Annotated in this window: 11 protein-coding genes, 1 tRNA gene and 6 pseudogenes; 9 read left to right on the plus strand and 9 right to left on the minus strand. The window is 62.4% G+C overall.

The window, feature by feature from the left end:
- The first annotated feature begins 226 nt into the window (after positions 1-226).
- Entirely contained in the window at positions 227-601 is a 375-nt protein-coding gene (locus tag ASG60_RS06905; RefSeq protein WP_056384707.1) for a hypothetical protein, read from the plus strand.
- A gap of 36 nt (positions 602-637) precedes the next feature.
- Here the strand turns inward: ASG60_RS06905 and ASG60_RS06910 are convergent, their stop codons facing one another.
- Positions 638-931, minus strand: a complete 294-nt coding sequence (locus ASG60_RS06910) for a hypothetical protein (protein ID WP_056384675.1) — start codon at positions 929-931, stop codon at positions 638-640.
- A 223-nt stretch (positions 932-1,154) separates the two neighbouring features.
- Between ASG60_RS06910 and htpG the strand changes: the two genes are divergently transcribed.
- The 6 genes from htpG (at position 1,155) to ASG60_RS21845 (ending at position 9,524) form a co-directional block, all read left to right on the plus strand.
- Entirely contained in the window at positions 1,155-3,011 is a 1,857-nt protein-coding gene (gene htpG, locus ASG60_RS06915; protein WP_056384677.1) for a molecular chaperone HtpG, read from the plus strand.
- A gap of 55 nt (positions 3,012-3,066) precedes the next feature.
- Positions 3,067-4,110: a glycosyltransferase family 4 protein gene (locus ASG60_RS06920; RefSeq protein WP_056384679.1), complete on the plus strand. Its 1,044-nt coding sequence runs from the start codon at positions 3,067-3,069 to the stop codon at positions 4,108-4,110.
- Positions 4,111-4,193: 83 nt separating this feature from the next.
- Positions 4,194-4,283, plus strand: a tRNA-Ser gene (locus tag ASG60_RS06925).
- Between the two features lie 100 nt (positions 4,284-4,383).
- Positions 4,384-5,853 carry a DUF6538 domain-containing protein gene (locus ASG60_RS06930; protein WP_056384681.1) on the plus strand — a complete coding sequence of 490 codons (1,470 nt, stop codon included), beginning with the start codon at positions 4,384-4,386 and terminating at the stop codon, positions 5,851-5,853.
- A gap of 589 nt (positions 5,854-6,442) precedes the next feature.
- Positions 6,443-7,759, plus strand: coding sequence for a hypothetical protein (locus tag ASG60_RS22570; protein ID WP_156398829.1), 1,317 nt, complete (start codon positions 6,443-6,445; stop codon positions 7,757-7,759).
- A 61-nt stretch (positions 7,760-7,820) separates the two neighbouring features.
- The gene (locus ASG60_RS21845; RefSeq protein WP_162244780.1) at positions 7,821-9,524 is read left to right on the plus strand and encodes a transglycosylase SLT domain-containing protein; all 1,704 of its coding nucleotides are present in this window, start codon (positions 7,821-7,823) and stop codon (positions 9,522-9,524) included.
- Positions 9,525-9,837: 313 nt separating this feature from the next.
- Here the strand turns inward: ASG60_RS21845 and ASG60_RS06935 are convergent.
- From ASG60_RS06935 to ASG60_RS22575, 5 genes and pseudogenes are all read right to left on the minus strand, one after another.
- Positions 9,838-10,357, minus strand: a pseudogene (locus ASG60_RS06935) (transposase); the annotation flags it as partial.
- Positions 10,358-10,489: 132 nt separating this feature from the next.
- Positions 10,490-11,703 (minus strand): IS3 family transposase gene (locus tag ASG60_RS06940; protein WP_156398830.1). Its coding sequence is split into 2 segments (ribosomal slippage): positions 10,490-11,424 and positions 11,424-11,703, totalling 1,215 coding nucleotides; the frame shifts between segments, so codons are not numbered across the junction.
- A 58-nt stretch (positions 11,704-11,761) separates the two neighbouring features.
- A pseudogene (locus ASG60_RS21850) lies at positions 11,762-11,971 on the minus strand (IS66 family transposase); the annotation flags it as partial.
- A 156-nt stretch (positions 11,972-12,127) separates the two neighbouring features.
- Positions 12,128-12,442: pseudogene (locus tag ASG60_RS06950) on the minus strand (transposase); the annotation flags it as partial.
- A gap of 259 nt (positions 12,443-12,701) precedes the next feature.
- Positions 12,702-13,805 (minus strand): hypothetical protein, encoded by a 1,104-nt coding sequence (locus ASG60_RS22575; protein ID WP_156398831.1) that lies wholly within the window; start codon positions 13,803-13,805, stop codon positions 12,702-12,704.
- Between the two features lie 149 nt (positions 13,806-13,954).
- Between ASG60_RS22575 and ASG60_RS06955 the strand changes: the two are divergent.
- Positions 13,955-14,800, plus strand: a pseudogene (locus ASG60_RS06955) (IS3 family transposase); the annotation flags it as partial.
- Between the two features lie 92 nt (positions 14,801-14,892).
- Here the strand turns inward: ASG60_RS06955 and ASG60_RS06960 are convergent.
- From ASG60_RS06960 to ASG60_RS06965, 3 genes and pseudogenes are all read right to left on the minus strand, one after another.
- Positions 14,893-16,542, minus strand: coding sequence for an ISL3 family transposase (locus ASG60_RS06960; protein WP_056384690.1), 1,650 nt, complete (start codon positions 16,540-16,542; stop codon positions 14,893-14,895).
- A gap of 191 nt (positions 16,543-16,733) precedes the next feature.
- A pseudogene (locus tag ASG60_RS23370) lies at positions 16,734-17,014 on the minus strand (transposase); the annotation flags it as partial.
- A gap of 88 nt (positions 17,015-17,102) precedes the next feature.
- Positions 17,103-19,145, minus strand: a complete 2,043-nt coding sequence (locus ASG60_RS06965; protein WP_244476597.1) for a M23 family metallopeptidase — start codon at positions 19,143-19,145, stop codon at positions 17,103-17,105.
- A gap of 1,156 nt (positions 19,146-20,301) precedes the next feature.
- On the opposite strand from ASG60_RS06965, the pseudogene ASG60_RS06970 reads away from it, so the two are divergent.
- Positions 20,302-21,373, plus strand: a pseudogene (locus ASG60_RS06970) (IS630 family transposase).
- Positions 21,374-21,397 lie beyond the last annotated feature (24 nt).

The raw sequence follows: 21,397 nt of genomic DNA on the forward strand, positions 1-21,397 counted from the left end.
CGCCGAGCACCGTCGGGCGGGTCGGGTAGAAAATGACGACCTGCCTCGCGGCAGGCCATCATCGAACGGTCGTTCGCTAACCTCGTCCCGCTCGTCCTGTGTCCCACTACCGAAGGCGCTTCCAGCTGCCGTTCGATATCAAAATGCCCAGGTGGTGCTAAAACCACCGCAACGGTGCCAGCGCTGCGAGCATGCGACTGGCCATGGCACTCGATGGGTAATGCACATGACCACCAAGCTCGCGGAAGAGGTTGCACGCGCTACGGCTACGGGCCGCCGTCGAGCAAAAGCATTCTCCGGTTTGGGCGGCGCCGAACAGTTGCCGTGGGCTGTGATCGAGGCCTTCGATGCGGATGTCCGAGGCCATGTGGAGCGCGACCGTCGCATCGAGGAGGAGCGGGACCGCGTTCTCATCGCAGCGGTCGGGCTGGCCGAGACAAGGCCCGAGGATGGCGCTGAGGCGCTGGCAGCCGCGCGGACACGCCTCACCGATGCCATCGACTATCTCGAACAGGCGGTCCTGCGGTTCGGGATCGTCAACGCCCAGGCGGCTAAGCGTGGCCTCGGCGATCATGGCCAACGCGTCGCCGCCCAAATCTGATAGACCCGATGGCGACGCGGGGCCGTCTCCGTGGTGTCAGTCGACGACCTTCAGGTCGTTCAGGGCGACGTCGCCGTTCTGGCTCGAGAAGCGCGGCGCCGTTCCGTTGGTTTGCTGGACGCCGGAGATCCGGTGATCGCCGCTGTCGTAGGTGGTGCGCTGGCCGTCGATCTCGACGAGGAGACGGTGAGCATCGGGGAAGAACGCGTAGCGCATGTCGTTCTGGCCGCCGCTGCTGGCGGGTTGGCCGAGCTCCTGCGGCCACCAAGGCTCGGTGCCCTTCATCGGCTCCATGGGCTTCATCGGCTCCATGGGTTTCATCGGCTTCATCGGTTCCACGCGGCGTCTCCTTGGCGTCGGGATGGGAAGGCTTGGCTACGCTCGAACGCCGCGAAGGTTGCACCGCACCCACGTGCGGCATTGAATTTCCGCCCCCCCACGCGCATATCGCGCGCATTCGGGTAGCCCCGTCGCAGTGGCACCGTCGGGGATGTCCCGGCGGGGACGCCCGTTCCGGTATACCCTTCCCATCACACCATTCGGAGGCGGACCCTTGAGCGACACCGTGGAGCGGCACGAATTCGGTGCCGAGGTCGGGCGCCTGTTGGACCTCGTGGTCCACGCCCTCTATTCCGACCGTGAGATCTTCCTACGCGAACTCGTGGCGAATTCGGCCGACGCCATGGACCGGCGCCGCTTCGAGGCCCTCACGGATGCGGCCTCCGCCCTGCCGCCCGACGCCAAGATCCGCATCGTCCCCGACAAGGACGCTCGCACCCTGACCCTGTCGGATGCCGGCATCGGCATGACCAAGGCCGAGCTCGCTCAGAACCTCGGCACCATCGCGCGCTCGGGCACGCGCGCCTTCAGCCAGTCCCTCGGGGACGCCAAGGCGGAGGACCGGCCGAGCCTCATCGGCCAGTTCGGCGTCGGTTTCTACTCCGCCTTCATGGTTGCCGACCGTGTCACCGTCACGTCGCGCCGTGCCGGATCGGACGAGGCCTGGACCTGGGCCTCGGAAGGTCAAGGCAGCTACACCCTCGAGCCGGCGACGCGCCCCGAGCCCGGTACCGATATCGTGCTCCACCTCAAGGAGGATGCTAACGAGTACCTCGAAGGCTACCGACTCGACCACGTCGTGCGCAAATGGGCCGACCACATCACCGTGCCCATCGCCCTCGTGGAGGACGGCAAGGAGGAAACGGTCAACCAGGGCACCGCCCTGTGGCGCAAGGCGAAATCCGAGATCACGCCCGAGCAGTACACGGCGTTCTACCGCCATGTCGGCATGAACTTCGATGAGCCGTGGGCGACCCTGCACTGGCGGGCCGAAGGCGCCCTCGAATTCTCGGCGCTGCTGTTCGTACCCGGCATGAAGCCGTTCCAGGCCGTGGAGAACGAGCGCGCCAGCAAGGTGCGCCTGCACGTCCGGCGCATGTTCATCACCGACGAGGCCGAACTGCTGCCCTCCTGGCTGCGATTCGTCCAGGGCGTGGTCGACACCGAAGACCTGCCGCTCAACGTCTCCCGCGAGATGCTGCAGGCGACTCCGGTGCTTACCAAGATCCGCCGCGCGGTGACGGGCCGAGTCCTGACCGAGCTCACCAACCGGGCCAAGGACGCGGAGGGCTACACGCCGTTCTGGGAGAACTTCGGCCCCGTCCTCAAGGAGGGCATCTACGAAGACCATGAGCGCCGGGCCGAGATCGCCCCGCTCCTGCGCTTCCACTCTTCCGCCGTGGAGGGGTGGACCTCGCTCCCCGATTACGTGGCGCGGATGAAGGATGGCCAGGAGGCGATCTACTACCTCGTCGCCGACGATGCCGACGCCCTGCGGAATTCGCCCCAACTCGAAGGCTTCCGCGCCCGCGGCATCGAGGTGCTGCTGCTCTCCGACCATGTCGACGCGTTCTGGCCCGAAACCCTCGGCCGGTTCGACGACAAGCCTCTGCGTTCCATCACGCAGGGCGCTGTCGACCTCGCGAAGTTCGCGGGCGATGAAGACGGCGCCGAGGTCCCGGCCTCCGTCGAGGCCCTGGTGACGGCGTTGAAGGCTGCGCTGACGGCGGACGTCTCCGAGGTGCGCGCCACGGACCGCCTGGTCGAGAGCGCCGTGGTGCTTTCCGCCTCCGGCGCCGGGCCGGATCTGCAGATGCAGCGGCTCCTGCGCCGGGCCGGGCGCGGCGGCGGCAGTCTGCCGGTCCTCGAGATCAATCCGCGCCATCCCCTGATCCGGTCGCTGGCCGACCGGGTCGCGGCGGAGGCCGACATTTCGGATGCCGCCGGCACCCTTCTGGACCTCGCCCGGGTCCAGGACGGCGACACGCCGCGCGACCCCGTCGCCTTTGCCCGCAAGGTGGCGGCGGCCCTGGCCGACGTCTCGACCGGCCCTTCGACAACCGCCGCATGATCGCCCGGCGCGCCCGACCCGGCTCCATCGCGCGGGCTCGGGCGCGCCGGATCCCGTGAAGATCCTGCTTCCCACCCTGTACGACACCCGCGGTGGCTCTACGCGGGTGCTGCTCGCGGCGGCGGAGGCCCTCCGCCCCGCCCATGCCGTCACCGTGCGGGCGCCCCTCGCGGAGGCCGACGAGCGCAGCCCGGCGCTGTTCCCGTCCCGGCCGCTCTCGAGCCGATGGCGCAAGCTCGCCGTTCTGCCGCGCTTCGCCGGTCTCGTGGCGCGCGAAACCCTGGCCCTGCGCCGCCTGCGCCCGGACGTGATCCACGTCCACGACGAGCCGTCCCTCTACGTCTACGGCCTCGCTGCCCGGAGCCTGCGTCCACGCCCCTTCGTGCTCTGGCACCTCCACGCCGATGCGGGACACGGCCGCGCGGCGCGCCTGCGCGCCGCGCTGGCGGATGCGTGCATCCGCATCAGCCCGCATGTCGCCCCGCCCGTGGGCCTGCCCTCCGCCCTGATCCCCAACCCGCTCCCGCCCCTCGCCCGGCTCCCGAGGCCGGACGGCGATCCCCTGTCGACCCTCGGGGTGGTCGGCGCCGTGGTGCCGCGCAAGGGACAGGATCTCGCCGTGGAGGCCCTCGCGCGCCTGCGGACGGCGCATCCGCACGCCCATCTGACCCTGGTCGGGCCGGAACTCGACGCGGGCTTCGCTGCCGGCCTGCGCCGCCGGATCGCTGCCCTGGACCTCGACGCGGCCGTGACCTTCGCGGGCGAGCGGGCGCCCGAGACGGCGTTCGCCGGAATCGGTCTCGCGGTCTTTCCCTCCCGCGCCGAAGCCCAGCCCCTCGCCCTGTTGGAGGCCCTCGCCCGCGGCCTCCCCATCGCGGCGAGCGACATCCCCGCCCACCGCGCCCTCCTGGAGGGGACGGAGGCCGACCCGGACGGCCTCGCCGCCCTGATACCGGATTCCCTCGCCGCCGCGATCCTGGCCGCCGCCCGAACGCCCCCACCCACCAACCTCGCCGCCCGCATCCGCGACCGCCACGACGCCACCCGCTTCGCCGAGACCCTGCGGGCGCAAATGAACACCTTTCGCCCCGCGCCCTGAGCGCCGCGACTTTTCTCCCCCGCCCGCCTTGTGACTCTCACACGACCCATGCTAAGCCGCGCTCGTCTCATCGAGGCCCCCGCGGAGAGGTGGCAGAGCGGTTGAATGCACCGCACTCGAAATGCGGCATGCCTGCAAGGGCATCGGGGGTTCGAATCCCCCCCTCTCCGCCAATTGGCCTGAAAAGCCTTTATTTTCAGACTTCCTCAAGGGAAACAGCGATTTCGCGGCCGTCCGGTGGTACACACGGGTGGTACACACGTGGTTCTCGCTATGTCGCGTCCCTGGCCCCATCCCAAGACCGGCGTCTTCTGGTTCCGCAAGCGGGTCCCAAAGGATCTCGTGGCGGTCGTCGGCCGGCGCGAGGAGAAGGCCAGCCTCAGGACGAAGGAGGTCGGCGAGGCCAAGCGCAGGCACTGCGCGCACGCGGCGCTGGTCGAGGCCCGCTGGGCGAACCTGCGGTCCGGCGTGCAGCATCTGAACATGCTGGAGGTCCATGCCATCGCGGGCGAGTTCTACGAGGACCTCATCCCTAAGTTCCGAACTGGCCAGTTCTCTCCTGTCTTCAACCTGCTCGCGACCGGAGTCATCGAGCGCTACATCGCCGATACGGGTCCGAAGCAGCGCACCGAGTTCATGCGCTTCTACGGGGCCGAGATCGACGCCCACCTCGCCCGCAAGGGGTTGCTCGTGCACCCAGGGTCGCGCCGCGCACTGGATTACGCGATCGCCAAGGCGATCCTCCAGGCCGTCGACCAGAGCCTGAACTATCTCGACGGGGACTTTAGTCCGGACCCGATGGCCGGGCGCTTCCCAAAGATGCAGGCTAAGCCGGCGGCTCTCGTCCTGCCGCTGGAGGAGTGGTTCGCGAGGTACGCCGAGGAATCGAGGCTCGCGGCCTCCACCCGGAAGCGCTGGCGGCCGGCCCTGGCGACGCTGGAAGCGTCCGTCGGCCACGACGACCTCGCCCGCATCACCCCGGACGACGTGTCGAATTGGGTCGACACGCTCAGGACGCAGGGGCGCAGCAACAAGACCATCCGCGACGTCTACCTCGCCTCGGCCAAGGCGCTGTTCGGCTGGCTCAAGGGCGAGCGGAAGGTGGCGATCAACCCCTGCACGGACGTCCGGGTCAAGGTCGTCGAGGCGCAGGTGCTGCGCGACCGTGATTTCACCGAGGCCGAGGCGTCGAAGATCCTCGCGGCAGCCCTTGCACCCCACGGTGGGCGCCTCAGTCCCGAGCACGCGGCGGCCCGCCGGTGGGTTCCGTGGCTCTGCGCCTACTCCGGTGCCCGTGTCGGCGAGATCGCTCAGTTGCGCTGCAAGGACGTGCTTGAACAGGGCGGTGTGCCGTTTCTCCGCATCACCCCGGAGGCGGGCACGGTGAAGACGGGGCAGTTCCGGGACGTACCGATCCACCCGCATCTGATCGAGATGGGGTTCCTAAACTACGTCGGAATGCGGACGGGTCCTCTGTTCTACGATCCCGCACGCGGTCGCGGCGGCTCGGCCGGCAACCCGATTTCGAAGAAGGTGGGGGAGCGGCTGGCGGCATGGGTCCGCAAGCTCGGGATCGACGACGTTGGCGTCGATCCCAACCACGGCTGGCGCCACAGCTTCAAGACCCGTGGTCGCGCGTGTGGGAGAGGGAGTCGGTTCTGGACGCAATCCAAGGACACGCTCCTCGAACGGAGGGCGGGAAGTACGGGGGGTACACGCTCGAAACGAAGGCTTCCGAGATGAAGCTGCTCCCGCGCTATGCCGTCACTTTAGCTTGAACGGGAAGATAAGGGCTGACCCGAGGCTCACAAACGGACTGTTCGGACGGACAACGGGCGTAGACGAACAGGATGGTCGTCATGGAGACAAGTGTACGTTTGGCCCCCATCATTGAAAGGATCAGCCGACGGGTCTTGTGAGAAGACCGTCCCCTTCGTGCCAGCGGATCTCATATGTTGAGACCCACGTGTCCGTTGAACAACCGTCTATCGGACATGCGGGGATCACCGAGTTGGGTGGACTTTTGCCGGTCTGTTTCATGGAAGCAAAGCCATGAAATCGGACGTTCGTTCGGATTGCTTCAATCGGCGGCTTAACGCCTATCCCGAACACTCGCAAGCATGAGACTGGTGCGAGGAACCAGCCATATCCGTTTCTGACATCAACATAACAATTTTTGGATATCAATCCAGAAAGAGCGAATGAATTTTTTAGGTATGGGAAAACGCAGTGTTTTGCAGCGTCGCTGGCCAGTGTGGCATTACAGCACTAGTTTGGTAGCGATCTCCATGATCCCTTCCCTGTAAGTTTATGATTCCGCAGGGGGACTCTGATGCGGTCATTATGCTTCCGCGCCCTCGTCGTCGTTTTATCCTTGGATATGGCAGGCTGCATAGCTGGTGACCCTCGCCTCGTCGCTGATGGGATTGGGACGAATTTGGAGTACACATCGATAGACGACCAAACGGTGTTACAAGAGCTATACATCAACCAGATTTGTCGCCAGGCAGGTGGACTTGATGGCGTCGCGTGTTCGATAAGTTGGTCGACATTCGTCGAAGCGGGGATGAATGATATAGATCAGAGATGTGACGCTTATCTGTCATGGCTTGATCAGCAAAGACGGTCGACTGGGCCAATTCTTCAACAAATTGGATCCACACAAAATGCTACACAGGCTATATTAGTCGCGACGAAAGTTGGAACAGCAGCAATCGGCATAGTTGGCGCGGCCTTTGGTTTCGCGAGGGATACATTTAATAATGTCAATGCTAGATTTCTTTTAGAGGTAAATCATTCTACTGTCCAAGCCGTCGTTCTTGGTAGTCAAACAAGATTTCGATCGACCTTGCGGGGAAGGGTACTGACTTCCCGTCCGCAAGCCATTTACGCATTGCGTCAGTATTTGCGCATATGCATGCCGTTTACAATCGAAAACCAAATCAATCTTACGGTTGTGAATTTCGAGAATGGCGGCCCTGCAGCGCTTGAGGACATGGTCCGCCGACCGTTGGTCGGCGCAAACGCAATTGGGGCGAGACCAATCACCCCGCGCATGCAAACGGCTCCCCGCAGATACTCTCGGGAAACACAGACGTTCGAAACCACCAGATATTCGGATCTTTTTACGAATGATCGTAGTGCTAGTTACTCAGCCCCATATATAAAACCTGTATTGAAAAATTTATGCTCTCCGCCGAATGAAATCACAGATATGGACCGAGCGGCCATTTCGAATATACGAGCTAGGATAAAGGCGTACCAACAGTATCTATATGCTAATACATCGATGGCGCTAACTGGAGTAACAGGCGCTCTGACGCTTCAGGAGGCAAGTAAGGCCGTCGACAGACCATTATGCAATCCAGCGCTTCATAAAAATATATACGAAATGGAGCGATTTCAGCAAGGTATAGCGGGAAACAGCGACTTAATCAAGATTATGAATGCTGTTCTCAATCAGACACCGCCAATTTCACAGTCCGCGACTGCCGATCAAATTCGGAACCGTATACCTGATCTCCGGCGCTCATTGGCCGATAAATTAGTCCTGCGCGATCCGGAGCTAGACCGGCAATTAACTGATGATTTGTTCAAGGCAGCCCTTGCGGTGTTCAAGACAAGACCTGGAGCAGCAGATGGCTTATAGGGTTGATCGTCTCAGTGCTGTTCGGGCGACGCCCGGGAGCGATGATAGTTTCGATGCGTTCGTGACCGGCACGATTGTGTTCGGTACGGGGAAGACGTTTACTGAGTCAGGTGTTGATTGGATCAATGTGTTGATCCCCCCTGGGGTTGCGGATGGATGGGTACGTAGGGCCAACTGCACGGAAGTTGAAGACCCTTCACCTCATCCACTTGATCCTGAGAATTTTGTGCGGCAATGCACCCTTTTGGAGCGAGTTTTAAATGTAGAGCCTAAAGTAGCACCATGGTTTGTTACTGCCGATTTTATTATTGCACGGGCTTTGTTCGAGACGAATATGACGAGTGTTCGGTCACTCGTCGCTGGTGTAGTCGATGGGCCCTTTCGTCTTCGCGATTCGGAGTGGGACAGCTTTCTCGCCAGTGGCCTAGTTGTAGCAACCGGAATGTTGTCGTCAGATAAGCGCTATCCCACTTTGCAGATATACGCAGCTATGTATCGAATGTATGCAGATGCTAAGCAAATGAGCAGCGCTCTAGCTGCCATTCTTCCTAATAAAAACGACCCTTTTATTCCAAGCTATGCCGATCTTTTTAATTGTTACTTGTTTGATGTCATCACCGCAGTAAATATTCGTGAACTGGAGGCAAATCCAGCAAAGAAGCTATCAGATGTATTAATAGATACTCAGCTCAACGCCATTACAGAGAAGCCACAATTTTCTGGATTAAAGATGTCTACCACAATTCCAGATTTTGTTAAACGCGCGGAAGTCATTCTTTCTTCATTACTAGACGGCGCCTTTGACAAGATAAAGACTTACGCATCCGACGAATTGCCTGCAGCGACAACGGGCTCGGAACCGGGTTCGCAAGCTGCTTTATGGCTAAGTGTAGCGCGACAAGAAGAAGCGGCAGGTGTGACCGAAGCAAATCAGCCAGATCGGATCAAAGCTTATTTTGCCTCGACGGATTACGGACCCGTTGGAGCCAGTATTCCTCATTGGTGCGGTGCATTCGCGGCATTCTGCATAAAGAGGGCGGATACGCGTAATCCGGTCCCAACCGGAGCGGCGGTCGCTGCACATTGGAAGAATTGGGGAGGTCTGGGAGTACCCCTTGGCGCACATGACATACCCCTAGGGGCGGTCGTAGTGCTTACTCCATCGCCGGGTACAATCACGAGCGGCCACGTTGCCTTCTTTGTAGGTTTTACCCCTGATGGGAAAAAGATTCGCCTACTGGGGGGAAATCAGAATGACAGTGTCCGCATATCCGAGTATTCAACAGTTCGCGTTGCTGCCATACGAATTATTTCATCTTCAGAGCCGTCAAGTGATGCTGCGAACCGCTTCGATTTGACCGCCGCCGGCGTCCCTAAGGTACGTCATAAATATGGGGATTTGATCGTTGATCGCTTCAAGCGGGCCGGCTTTGTAAAGGATCAGCATCTTCTGGCGATCTTAGCAAACGCAATTGCAGAGTCTGGACTTGATCCTAATGCTAAATCGCCTGCTCCGGAAGAGAGTTATGGTTTGTTCCAATGTAATCGGACTCATGGCCTCGGTAAAGGTTACACTATCGATCAGCTAAAAGACCCAGAAATCAATATATCTATAATTATAGCAGAGTCAAGAAAGTATTCACAGTTTGCATCTGCATCAACAACTCAAGCGGCGGTTGAGGCATTTGTTCGTTTTATTGAGCGGCCTGCAAATACATCTGCGGCGATCTCCAAGCGTTTAAAAATTGCCGACTTGTTAACATAATCGATGAAATTTTTGAATCAGATTTTGGAACTATATTTGAATTTTAATAGTAAAAACATGATATAATTGAGAAATGTGCTCCATTTTTTTGCCTTTTCGCTTTCGTCTCGGCCATTAGTTATAGGTGAAGCCCTGAAGTATACACTGGTAATTACCTAGCAGCGAGCGGGTCAATCACCATTACGGTTGTTGTAAGAGCCCTTTCGACTTTTGCCAGTGTTATGTTTCAATTTTAATTCCGCTTCTCGCTCTACTTGCAGAACGAGCCTTCTAGGAACAAGCTTGTAATTACCCACCCCCGTGACGGGTGGGTTCAGGCGCCGACGGTCTTGAGGATGGTGCCGAGGGGGCTGCTGCCTGTGAGGCGAGCGGTATCGACGACGGAGCGGAGGGCGGCTTCGCCCTCGGCGGCCCACATAGCGCGGAAGCCGTTGATCATCTTCCGCTGGTCGACGGACGGGCGCAGGAGCCGTTGTTGGTCGGCTCGACCACGCCGGGATGATCGAGGAAGACGAGAAGCTGATCGTGGGCGCGGGCGATATTGGCCTCCGGATTGCGGGGAGATCTCAACGGCTCGGCGTCGTGAGGATGGCCGTGAGTTGGCGATCCAGGCTCCGGTGCCTGGCGAGCAGGGTCGAGGTGGCGAGATCGGTGACGCGCTCGGGCAGCGCGAACACGGATCGCAGCCAGAGCTGCAGGCGCCAGGGAACCGGATCATCGCTGGTCTCGACTGCGTAGGCAACGTCGCGGGCGAGATGAGCGAGGCAGGTCTGGTGCGCGGCCGCATGGCCCTGCTGGGCAGTGTAGCGGTCCAAGACCCACACCGCAGGCCGTAGGCATCGGGCGTAGACCGCCTTGCTCCGAGGTTTGTTGGCGTTCAGCCTTTTGGTCTTCTGATCCGGCATCGGTGCTGGAGATACTCGGGTGGACGATGCGACTGGGATTGCCCCGTTTCTGTGGACGGTTCAGGGGGTTTGGCTGAGCAAGGTCTCGGGCAACGGGTCCGAGCGGGTTTCATTCTCGTAGACGACAGGCGAGCGGTAGCCGAGCGCCGAGTGCCGGCGCAGCGGATTGTAGAAGCCCTCGATATAGCTGAAGCAAGCCATCCGGGCCTCGGCCTGCGAGCGGAAGCGGCGGCGGGCGAGCAGTTCGCATTCGAGGGTCGAGAAGAAGCTTTCGGCCATGGCGTTGTCGTAGTCATCGCCGACCGAGCCCATTGAGGGTCGCACACCAGCCTCCCGGCAGCGATTGCCGAAGGCCAGCGACGTATATTGCGAGCCCTGATCGGAGTGGTGAATCACGTCGCAGGGCCTGCGCTGGGTGACAGCCATCTCCAGAGCGTCCAGGACCAATTCCGAGCGCAAGTGATTGGTCATCGCCCAACCGACGATCCGGCGGCTGAAGGCGTCGAGCACTACCGCGAGATAGAGGAAGCCGGCCGCCGTAGGCACGTAGGTGATGTCGGCCACCCAGAGCCGGTTCGGGGCGGTAGCCGCAAAGTTGCGGTCGACGAGGTCTGGGGCCGGTCGTGCCTCTCGATCTCGCCGCGTCGTGACAGGGCCGCCGCGCCGATGGCTGGTTCCGACGAGACCGGCCTCTCGCATCAGTCGGGCGATGCGTTTGCGGGAATGCCGTTCACTCTGGTCGCGTAGATCGGCGTGGACGCGCGGTGCACCATAGGTCTCGTGCGAGCCGAGATGGATGGTGCGAATCCGCTTCAGCAGGGCTGTGTCTGCCAACCGTCGCGCCGAGGGCTGCCGGTCGACCCAGGCATAGTACCCGGCCTTCGATACGCCGAGCGTGCGCGCCATGGCGGCGATGGGGAAGTCGGCCTGGTTGGCGCTCATGAACCGGAAGACCCCGAGGGGAGAACTCCGGTCTCCCGAGCGAACCAGGCCGTCGCGCGAGAGAGGATATCGCGCTCCAGCTTGAGTTGTCGGTTCTCACGCCGAAGCCGGACGAGCTCGTCGCGCTCGGCGGCCGTCAGGCCCGGATCGGCAGGCGGCGGCTTCGCCTCACGTCGGCCCTCGCTGCGATCGGCCTCGGCCACCCAGTTGCGGATGGCCTGCGCGGAGGGCTCGAACTCGCGAGCCAGATCGTTCGGATCACGCCCGGCGCGGGCCAACTCGACCATCTGTCGGCGGAACTCGATGGGGTAAGGGGGACGGCTCTTCGGTATTGGACAAACACCTCACGCGAAAGCGTTCTCGGTGTCCACCAAATAGGGGCAATCCCACGACCACCGTATCGGGGTCGTCGCTCAGCACTCGGCTATGACCTTCGTGGCCCGGCTTGGCACCACCAGGCCTGGATTGCTCCTGCTGCTTCTTGCGGTCCGTAGCCGGTGGCTTGGACGAGGTCCGTGAGGTCTTCTCTGGACGCTGCGGCCGCAGCACCAGCTCGATCAGCTCGTCGCGGCTCAACCACTTCAGATTGCTTCGGCCCATCCCACGAAGGAATCAGCGAAATCAAACCCGCGCAAGGGGGTAGGTAATTACACAAGCTTTGTAGGAATGACAGGCGCGGCCGATCGCTGCCGATCTGGTCCTCATGTCGCCAGGCACAGATCCGGACTAAGAGTGCCTAATACCAACTCTCATTGATCAGCACCCATGCGCGCGATGGCGCAGTCCGATGGAGATGATGCGCCAGGGCTGGGCGATGAGCTTGTTCCAGGCGTCGCAACAGTGGTCGAGGATGTCGGCGTAGGATTGGAAGATCCGGTTGCCGAGCCAGTTGTCGCGCAGGAACTGCCACAGGTTCTCAACCGGGTTGAGTTCGGGCGAGCGGGCTGGAAGGGGCAGCAGGGTGATGTTGTCGGGGACGATCAGCTTCTTCGTGGTGTGCCAGCCGGCCTGATCGAGCAAGAGCACGGCGTGGGCGCCGGGCGCCACAGTTGCGGAGATCTCTTCGAGGTGGCGGGCCAACCCTACCATCTCATTTTTTGCAGCCCATTCCCTCGCGGACCCGCATCCATAGATTTCATGCCCGGGTCAGAAAGTCCATGTGGCTGCCTGTCTTTGATTCCAGTACTTGGTGGACCTGGTTTAATACTTGTATCGTAGATGACCCTACATTCTGGTTGTGGCTTGCAACTCTCTGCTAGGTCCAGTTCCGCGGCATGCGCTGACATAGGTCCCATCGATACAAAGCTGAAAGTCAATAAGATGCGAAAATTCATTTTGTTGCCTTTCCTTGATCACCGTCAGGTTCTAAATTCAAAGACACTGTCCGAAACCCAAACACTAATGGCCTTTGGAATGTCTGCAGAATACTAACATCGAGCGCGCTCGCGGCGGAAAACGAAAAGCCGTTCGACTTCTGACCCCTCAATACAAGGTAGGTAGGGGGCGCTTTTGCCGGCGTGACAGTCGGCGCTTCTGAACCACTACCTGTGTCACTGTTCGTGTCGGTGTCTTTGCCATTAGCTGGTTTTACCACGCCGCTACCGTCAAATTCAATAGTTGCAATCGACCCCGCATTATTGCCTTGACGTCTTCTTTGCTCGATGCGCCTCATTAAAAATACCCTAGTTACTAATCGCAGTTGTATCAACGCGCCATTATTAAGTATTTTATCGCTTATTGAGAAAGCTAGCAGCCTTCTCGTGTAAGCATCTGTACAAAATAATTTTGTATCATCGTTCCGACACCATTTCGAAAGTGCACCAATGGATTCTCCGGCGGGTGCACCATAAGTTTCGGCAACTGGGATTCGAAGCTCGTCTACGATAGAGTCATCACTGCCGGCGTTAAAATTCAGATACTTGACCGCTATTGATGCGCGCTTTGCAATCGTTCGTGATATTGTAACGCCAGGAAACGCGGTCAAATTCAGCCGAATCTTCCCATCTGCACCGTCTTCAGTTATCTCAACAGGGTCCTGTTTAGTATACTCTTGTTCTTTAACTAACGGACTCGTGTCAGGGAATAGCGGCCGAGAGAATCTCCTTTTTCCTGGCGACAGTTCTATATGCCCTATTCTAACAGATTTTCCGAGCAGCGGCGTATCTTCTGTATTCGCAATAACAGCCCAGACGTCGCCAACATAAAAATCCTCTTGCGGTGGGAATAATGATGCTATTCCTAAGCGCGCAATAGCATCATTCCAAGCGGTAGAGACATCATCTGCTTCCGGGTCAGGTTTGACATCAAACGGCTTGATTACAAACACACTAAAATATATTATAAAAATAAGAAAAAATGCGAAAAATATTCTTAGAAAATTTTGACGTATCCACGTTACCATCTTTAGCGCTATGACGCTCGGAGAATTATCCATAGCCGCGTCTGACACTCCCGAGCATACAAGGTTAGTGGTTGCTCATAATATTGAACCGCATTCGAAACGGGGTCAACTCCAACAGGCCGAGAACTTGCGTAGGTCGTGGACCACAAACGGGGTCAACTCCAGCAGGACGTGCTCAAGCGAAAGTGGTGAGGCCCGCCGCTCGCCGCGAGGTCGCCGGTCACCTGCAGGTGGCTTACGGCATCAGCGAGCGTCGGGCCTGTCTGGCCACCGGCTTCGGCCGTTCGTCCCAGCGCTATAGGAAGCGGTCGGACCCACAGGTCGCGCTGCGTATGCGGCTTAAGGAGTTGGCTGCCGCGCGGGTGCGCTATGGCTATGGACGGCTGCACATCCTGTTGCGACGGGAGGGTTGGGAGGTGAACCATAAGCGCACCTACCGGATCTACCGGGATGAGGGGCTGTCGATCCGGTCCAAGCTGCCCAAGCGCAAGCGAGCCTGGCGCTACCGTCAGCGGCGACCGGCGATCGGTGGACCCAATGAGGTCTGGGCGATGGACTTCATGTCCGACCGCCTCTTCGACGGGCGTCCGTTTCCGATACTGACCGTCGTCGATTGCCACACGCGAGAGGCGCTCTCGCTCACCCCGAGAGCCAACTTCCGCGCCTACCAAGTGACCGAGGCCCTGAACGCCTTGGTCCGGCTGCGAGGTCGACCCAAAAGCCTGCGGGTGGATAATGGAACGGAGTTCGCTGGGCGCATGCTCGACCAGTGGGCCTACCTGAACGGGGTCGAGACCGACTTCTCCAGACCGGGCAAGCCGACCGACAACGCCTACATCGAGTCGTTCAACGGCCGTCTGCGGGCGGAATGCCTGAACGCCTCGTGGTTCCTGTCGCTGGCTGATGCCCGCGAGCGCATCGAGGACTGGAGGTGCCACTACAACGAAGATCGACCCCGCACGGCCCTGGGCGGCTTGACGCCCCGAGCCTTCGCCAACCAAGCTGTCATAGCCCCAGAACTTGCATAGGCCGTGGACCACAAACGGGGTCAACTCCAAACATGGCTCAAAGCCATATCTCAGGGAGGACCACTTTTCGGCTCTTCGCCAAGTTTAGTGGATCAGGCTGCGAGGAGGAACCGTCGTCGTAGGAGGTCGAGATTGGCGCGACCGTACATGGCGCGCTTCAAGAGCTTGAGACGCGTGATCTGGCCTTCGGCTTGTCCACTGCTCCAAGGCAGTGTCAGCGCGGACCGAACAGCATCTCTATCCTGACCGAGGCTAGCAGCGAAGCTTTCGACGATCCGGACACCGCAGGTTTGCGCTTCGCCCAGCCATTGATCGAACGCCGTGACATCTGATTTTTCTGACGGCTGCTGGCCACAGCGGCTCCGGACGATTCGGCAGAACCGGCGGCCGAGATCGACCACCTTGGCCGCCTCGGTATCCTGCAGGACGCGCGAGACGACCGCGGCCGCCTCAGGGCCGAGGTCTTCGGGCTCCCGCAGGAGATGCCAGGATAGCTGCTTGGATGAGGCCAGGGGTGATGCGGTGGAGGTCACAACACGGGTGTCGGTCGGTGCTGGCGACGACCGGATAGTCGTTCCAGCCGGGCCTGCGCGCCGCTCGGACAACCAGCGATGCACCTGCTTCGAGGTGCCGGCAAAGCCGATACCCTGAAGTTCGCGCCAAAGCTGCGCAGCGTTCTCGCAGCCCTCATCGAGGCGGCCATGCAGATGCCCGAGATAAGGATCGAGCATGCTCGGCTTCGGCTCGCGCATGCCGTTCCGGGGAAAGCTCGCGGCGAAGGCGTACTTGCGCACCGTGGCGCGGGCCAAGCCCGTCTCGCGATTGATGCGCCGAAGCGAGTGTCCTTCCGCATGGCGGCGACGCACGTCGTCATAGGCCGCTTCCCATCGACCGCGCGCCGCGGCCCGCGCGAGCATCTCGGACGGTGCGCGCGGGTAGGGCGTGACGCGCCGAATCGATGGCGATGCCGGGGGCACGGCCGGCAATAGCTTCAGACGCGGATGGACGCGGGCGAGCCAGCGCTCGACCATCTGTCGGGTATTGAGCAGGAGATGCCACCGATCCGCGACCTGAACGGCACCGGGCGCACCCATGGCGGTCCCACGCGCATATTCGGTCGAGCGGTCCCGTGCCACGACCTGGATCTGTGGGTCGCGCCGGAGCCAGGCCGCCAGCGTCGAGGCCGAACGATCCGGCAGCAGGTCGATGGGACGGCGGCGTTCGAGGTCGACCAGGATGGTGCCATAGGTTCGGCCCTTGCGCAGGGCCCAGTCGTCGACCCCGACGATGATCGGTTTGGATCGGGTCGGCAGCGGCCATTTGCGGATGCCGCGCAGCAGCGTCGTGGCACTGGTGGGCATCGCCAGGTGCGGCAGCAGCCGGGCGGCGGGTGTGGCACCGAGCGCCAACGCGGTCCGAACCTGGGCCTCGGCCAGCCGGCGGGTCCTCTGGGCGTAACGGTCGAGGAGACGAGGCAGGCGTTCGGCGAAGGTCCCACGCGCGCAAGCAGGATGGTGGCAGTAGAACCGGCGGATCGTCAGGGTCAGACGCACCGCCTGACCGCTCGTCGGCAGATCGGAAAGACGCCGGTGATAGCGACTATGGACCGATCTGCTGATCGTTCGACAGGTGGGACAGCGAGCCTGATCACGCTTCGCTTCGGCGCCAACGCGAAAAGACGAGGCCCCATCACGCGAGACTTGGAGGATACGGCAGCCGGGGAGATGACAGAAAAGGGTCATACCCAGATCTGAGAATCCATCCCATGCTCAGCCAGGAGCAGCCTCCGTCGTACCCCAATCCACCAAACCCGGCGAAGAGCCACTTTTCAGGGGGAAGGCCAGTGCCGGCGAAAGGCGAAGACACCGCCGCAGAACCTGCAACGCACGCTCTCGGCGATCCTCTGACGGCATCAGAACGGGGCCGAATGGTGGGCTATTCGAAGCAACCGCAGATCGTCGATGAGTCGCTCGAAGCACCCAGCCGCGCGCCAGCGCCGGGCCTGCTGATAGACGGCTTCCCAGGGCGGGAAGTCGTTGGGCATCCACCGCAACAGCCGCTCGTCCTCACGACGTAGCGCGGTCCGTCGAACACCTCGCGAGACTGCACTCACGCTGCCCCGCATCCTCGCGCAGCAGCGTCGGGTCGGGAGCGACCAGCGGCCCATTCCTCCTCGGAAACGTCGGACGGGTGAGCGGCGTGAGAAGCGGTCACGCCTCCTTCGTCTGGATTCCCATCTTCACTGGTCCATGACAGCCTCGAGGGTACGTCTCGCGACGTCGCACGGGCACCGTGAAACCGCTCAACGGACGGAGTCGCGCTGCGCCATCGCGGTCGCGGAGCGCGATTTCTGCATCACGCCCTCGATCTGCTCCCGTTGACGGGTGAACTCCGCCAGCATTCGGCCGTCGAGCTCGCGTCCACGGGGAACGCGGATCTTCATGGGGTCGACGAAGTGACCGTTGATGATCACCTCGTAATGGAGGTGGGCGCCCGTCGACAGGCCGGTGGACCCGACATAGCCGATCACCTGTCCCTGCCGCACCTTCGCGCCGGCCGTGACCCCGCGGGCGAAGCGAGACATGTGGTTGTAGGTAGTGACGTAGCCGTTGATGTGCTGGACCTCGACCCGCCGTCCATAGCCCGAATCCCAATCGGCCTTGATCACGGTCCCGTTGCCCGCCGCGACGATGGGTGTGCCGATGGGGTTGGACCAATCTACGCCGGTGTGGAGCTTGGCGTAGCCGAGCACTGGGTGGCGCCGGTAGCCGAAGCCCGACCGCATGATGCCGTCGGCGATGGGTTTGCGGATGAGGAACTTCTTGAGCGACCGTCCCTGTTCGTCGAGGTAGTCGATGGTGCCGTCGTCGGGTGACTGGAACCGGTAGACCTTGCGCGGTTCGCCACCGAGGTTGAGCGACGCGTAGAGAAGGTCCGGTCGCTCCGACGCGGTCTGTCCCGTCTCCTCGTCGAAAGTGTAGAACACGTCGAGGGCGTCGCCCGGCGAGATTCGGCGCTGGAAATCGACATCGTAGCCGAAGATCCGCACGAGATCCTCGACGGTGGTGCGCGGCAGGTCGTGCCGGGCCGCCGTCTCGTAGAGGCTCTGGTAGAGCCTCGGCCCCGAGCCGCCGTCCTCCTCCTCGTCCTCCGCCGCCGTCTCGGTCTTGCCGGAGGCCTTCGCGGCCGGCGCCCCGTCCGTGGGCGGGGCGACCGAGACGAAGGCGCCGCGATCGTTGATGGCCGCGATGCCCTCGATGCCACCCTCTCCGTAAAGGATGAGCCGCGTCACCTGCCTTGGATCGCCGGGCTTCGGGCCGGGCGCGATCTGCAGGCGGAACTGCTGCCCCTCGGTGAGTTCGGCGATGCGTCCGCGCCCGCCCAGGGCCGAGACGATGCCGCGGATCTGCTCCTCGCTGGCCTGCCCCGTCGCACGCAGGACCATGTCCAGGGTCTCGCCACGCTTGAGCGCGAGGTCGCGCTCGTCGACGAGTGACACGTCGCCGGCCCGCAGTCCGACCTTGGCGAGCTTCGTCACGTTCTCGGGCACCACGAGCACGTCGATGGACTGGAACGGACTTTTCCCGACGGGTGCGGCCGGCCCATCGAAATCAGGCGTGACCCCACCCTGCTGCAGGGTGCGCGAAAGCATGATCTGCGGCGCCACCGGCACGGCACTGCGCCGGCCGGCCTCGGTGGTGAGGCGACGCTCCTCTTCGACCTGCGCGACGACATCGTCGTCCGTGAGGGCAGGTGCGCCGGGATCGACGGCGAGGCCGACCAAGTCCTGCTTGACCACCGACACCTCGCCGCCCGGCCCCTCGGCGAGGCCGGGATCGGCGGCACGCTCCGCCGGTTCGTCGGAGGTGAACTTCATCGGATCGAAGCGGGGCATCTCGGCCGCGAACACGCCCGTCGTCATGGATAGGGCCGTGGTGACCCGGACGAAGGGGCGGACCTTGATGATCTCCCGGTCGGCGAGCCGCACGGTGACGGGCGCCCGAAAACTCTGCTTGGCCGAGGCGATCATCAGGTTGCGCACGAGGCGGTCGCCCTTGCGGGCCAAGGCGATGTCGTCATCGCTCGGAGCCGGACGGACGACCACGGCCGCCCGCTCGGGGATCGCCGCGAAGGAGATGTCGCTCTGAAAGGAGACGTGGATCGCCGCACCGATGAGACCCGCTCCGGTCAGGCCCGTGAGGGTGCTGGCGCAGAGCCAGCGCAGATTGACCTCGCGTCGGTCGATCCGCGGTGCATCGGGCCCGAGCAGGTCGAGGGGCGGTTCGATCCCGTTCTGGGAGCGCGGAGTCGCACGCGCATCCTGGGTCGGGGCCGGATGGCCGATCTTGAGGCGACCGCGCTTCACGAAGAACCCTTGCGACACTGCCGGGCGAACTGGGGGCGCCCTTGCCCGGCGGGTCTAGGATGTCGAAGGTCAGCATGTCGAGAGTGAGGCGAGGCGCGGCGACCGCACGGCGCGATCGCCCCTCGCCCACACCCGTGCCTGCGATCCTTCACGGTTCAGGGGCCAACCGGGCCCGCCGCGCCGTCGCGGCGACCTGTTCGGGCGTCGGAGGATTCGCGGGATGACGATTCCAGCACAGTGGCGTGCTCCGCCTTGTCGCGCTTCCCGCACCCCCGCTGGCGTAGTGGAACTCGCCGGCCCTGAGCTTGCCGAATTGGCCGCCGTTCCCCCCGCTCGCACCCGGAATTTCCCGGGCGGCCGCGATGGTGCCAGGCGCAACCGTGTGCTGGAAGTGTTGCCTCGTGCGGTTCAAGACGACCTGGGCGTGGTTTCCTTCGGAAACTCAGGTCTCGACGGTCGCCCCGAGGCCGTCCCGGCAGCCCTGCGCCACGAACTCGCCCCCGCTGTCGAGGCTCGGAGGAGCTTTCTGGGCTTGGCGGAGCTTTTTGGGCTTCGCAGTCGTGCTGATCCGGGAGGTGGCTCCGTGCCTCGGCCATGACGTAGAGGCGGCCGTGCAGCGGGGCATTCGACTCGATCCAGTCGAACAGCGCGATCTGGAGGCGGTCGACGAAATCCTCGCCCGACGCCGCCCAAGCGAGGCGCCGACAGGTTGCTCGACGAAACGCGCGTGCGTGCAGGGTCGGGGCCGGAAAACAATTGGCTTTGGCCGAAGGCGGTACCGTCGACCGGCAGGAGCGGGTTCGTCGCAATGGCGGCTGGCGTTGGACCGCCAGGGCTTGCGCATTCGGCGAGGCGCTGTCGATCTCCCACCGGGGCCGCGGACCGGGCCGGCCTTTCCCTGCTCACACACCCGTTGCACCCGACGGCGCCATGGGCTAGATCTTCGCCGCAGTCAGCACCCGTAGCTCAGCTGGATAGAGCGTTGCCCTCCGAAGGTGGAGGACCCTGCTCTCCGACATGCTAAGTGCCTCTAGATCCATCAATAACTTAGCGCTTCAACGTTCACATCTTCGGCGCTAGTGCACTGACGCGAGCGGATGATTCACGGGGGGCGTGATGCGTGCGAGTTTGGGCGATGGCTCAGACCGTTTGCATTCTTCTCGATGACGCGGCCAAGGCGCAGTTGACGGGAATTGCGGGCGACCGCTCGCGTCCGCTCAAGCACATCTTGCGAGCCCGCATCATCCTGCTCTCGGCCGAGCGCCTGAGCGTGCAGGACGTGGCGCGGCACGCGGGCGTCAGTCGACCCGCCGTCTGGCGCTGGCAGCAGCGCTACGGTGAGGAAGGCGTCGACGGCCTGCTGCGGGACAAGACGCGACCGCCCGGCATTCCGCCCCTTCCCCTTCGAGCGGTGGCCGCGGTGCTGGCGCTGACCTGCTCGGAGCCGCCGGGCGAAGGTGACCCACTGGACCGGTCGCGCCGTCGCCGAGCGGATTGGGATCTCGCTGCGCTCCGTCCAGCGGATCTGGGAGGCGCACCGCCTGCAACCGCATCGGGTGCGGACCTTCAAACGCTCGCGCGATCCGGCTTTCGTCGAGAAAGTAGAGGACGGGGTCGGTCTCTACATGGACCCGCCCGCCCATGCGGTCGTGCTCTCCATCGATGAGAAGTCCCAAATCCAGGCCTTGGAGCGCACCCGTCCCGACCGGCCGCTCGGCCCCGGACATCCCGCCGCCCAGACCCACGACTATACCCGCCACGGCACAACGACCCTGTTTGCCGCCTTGAACGTCCTGGAGGGAACCGTGCTTGGACGCTGCATGCAGCGCCATCGCCACGGCGAGTTCATCCGCTTCCTCAACGCGGTCGAGGCGGCCGTGCCGGCGGGCAAGCTCGTCCACGTGATCCTAGATAACTACGCCGTGCATAAGCACCCAAAGGTCCGCGCTTGGCTCGTCCGCCATCCACGCTGGACCTTCCACTTCACCCCGACTTCAGCCTCATGGCTCAACGCCGTCGAAGGCTTCTTCTCAGCCCTCACGCGCCGTCGGCTGCGACGCGGGACCTTCACCGGCCTCGTCGACCTGCAGGTCGCGATCAAACGCTACATCGCCGAGCACAACCGAAAGCCAAAACCCTTCGTCTGGACCAAACCCGCCGCCGCTATCTTCGACGCCCTCAACCGAGCCCCTGAACCATCTGTCTGAGTCAGTGCACTAGCTGACCATGCG

The organism is Methylobacterium sp. Leaf469 (genome assembly GCF_001424745.1).
GTDB lineage: Bacteria > Pseudomonadota > Alphaproteobacteria > Rhizobiales > Beijerinckiaceae > Methylobacterium.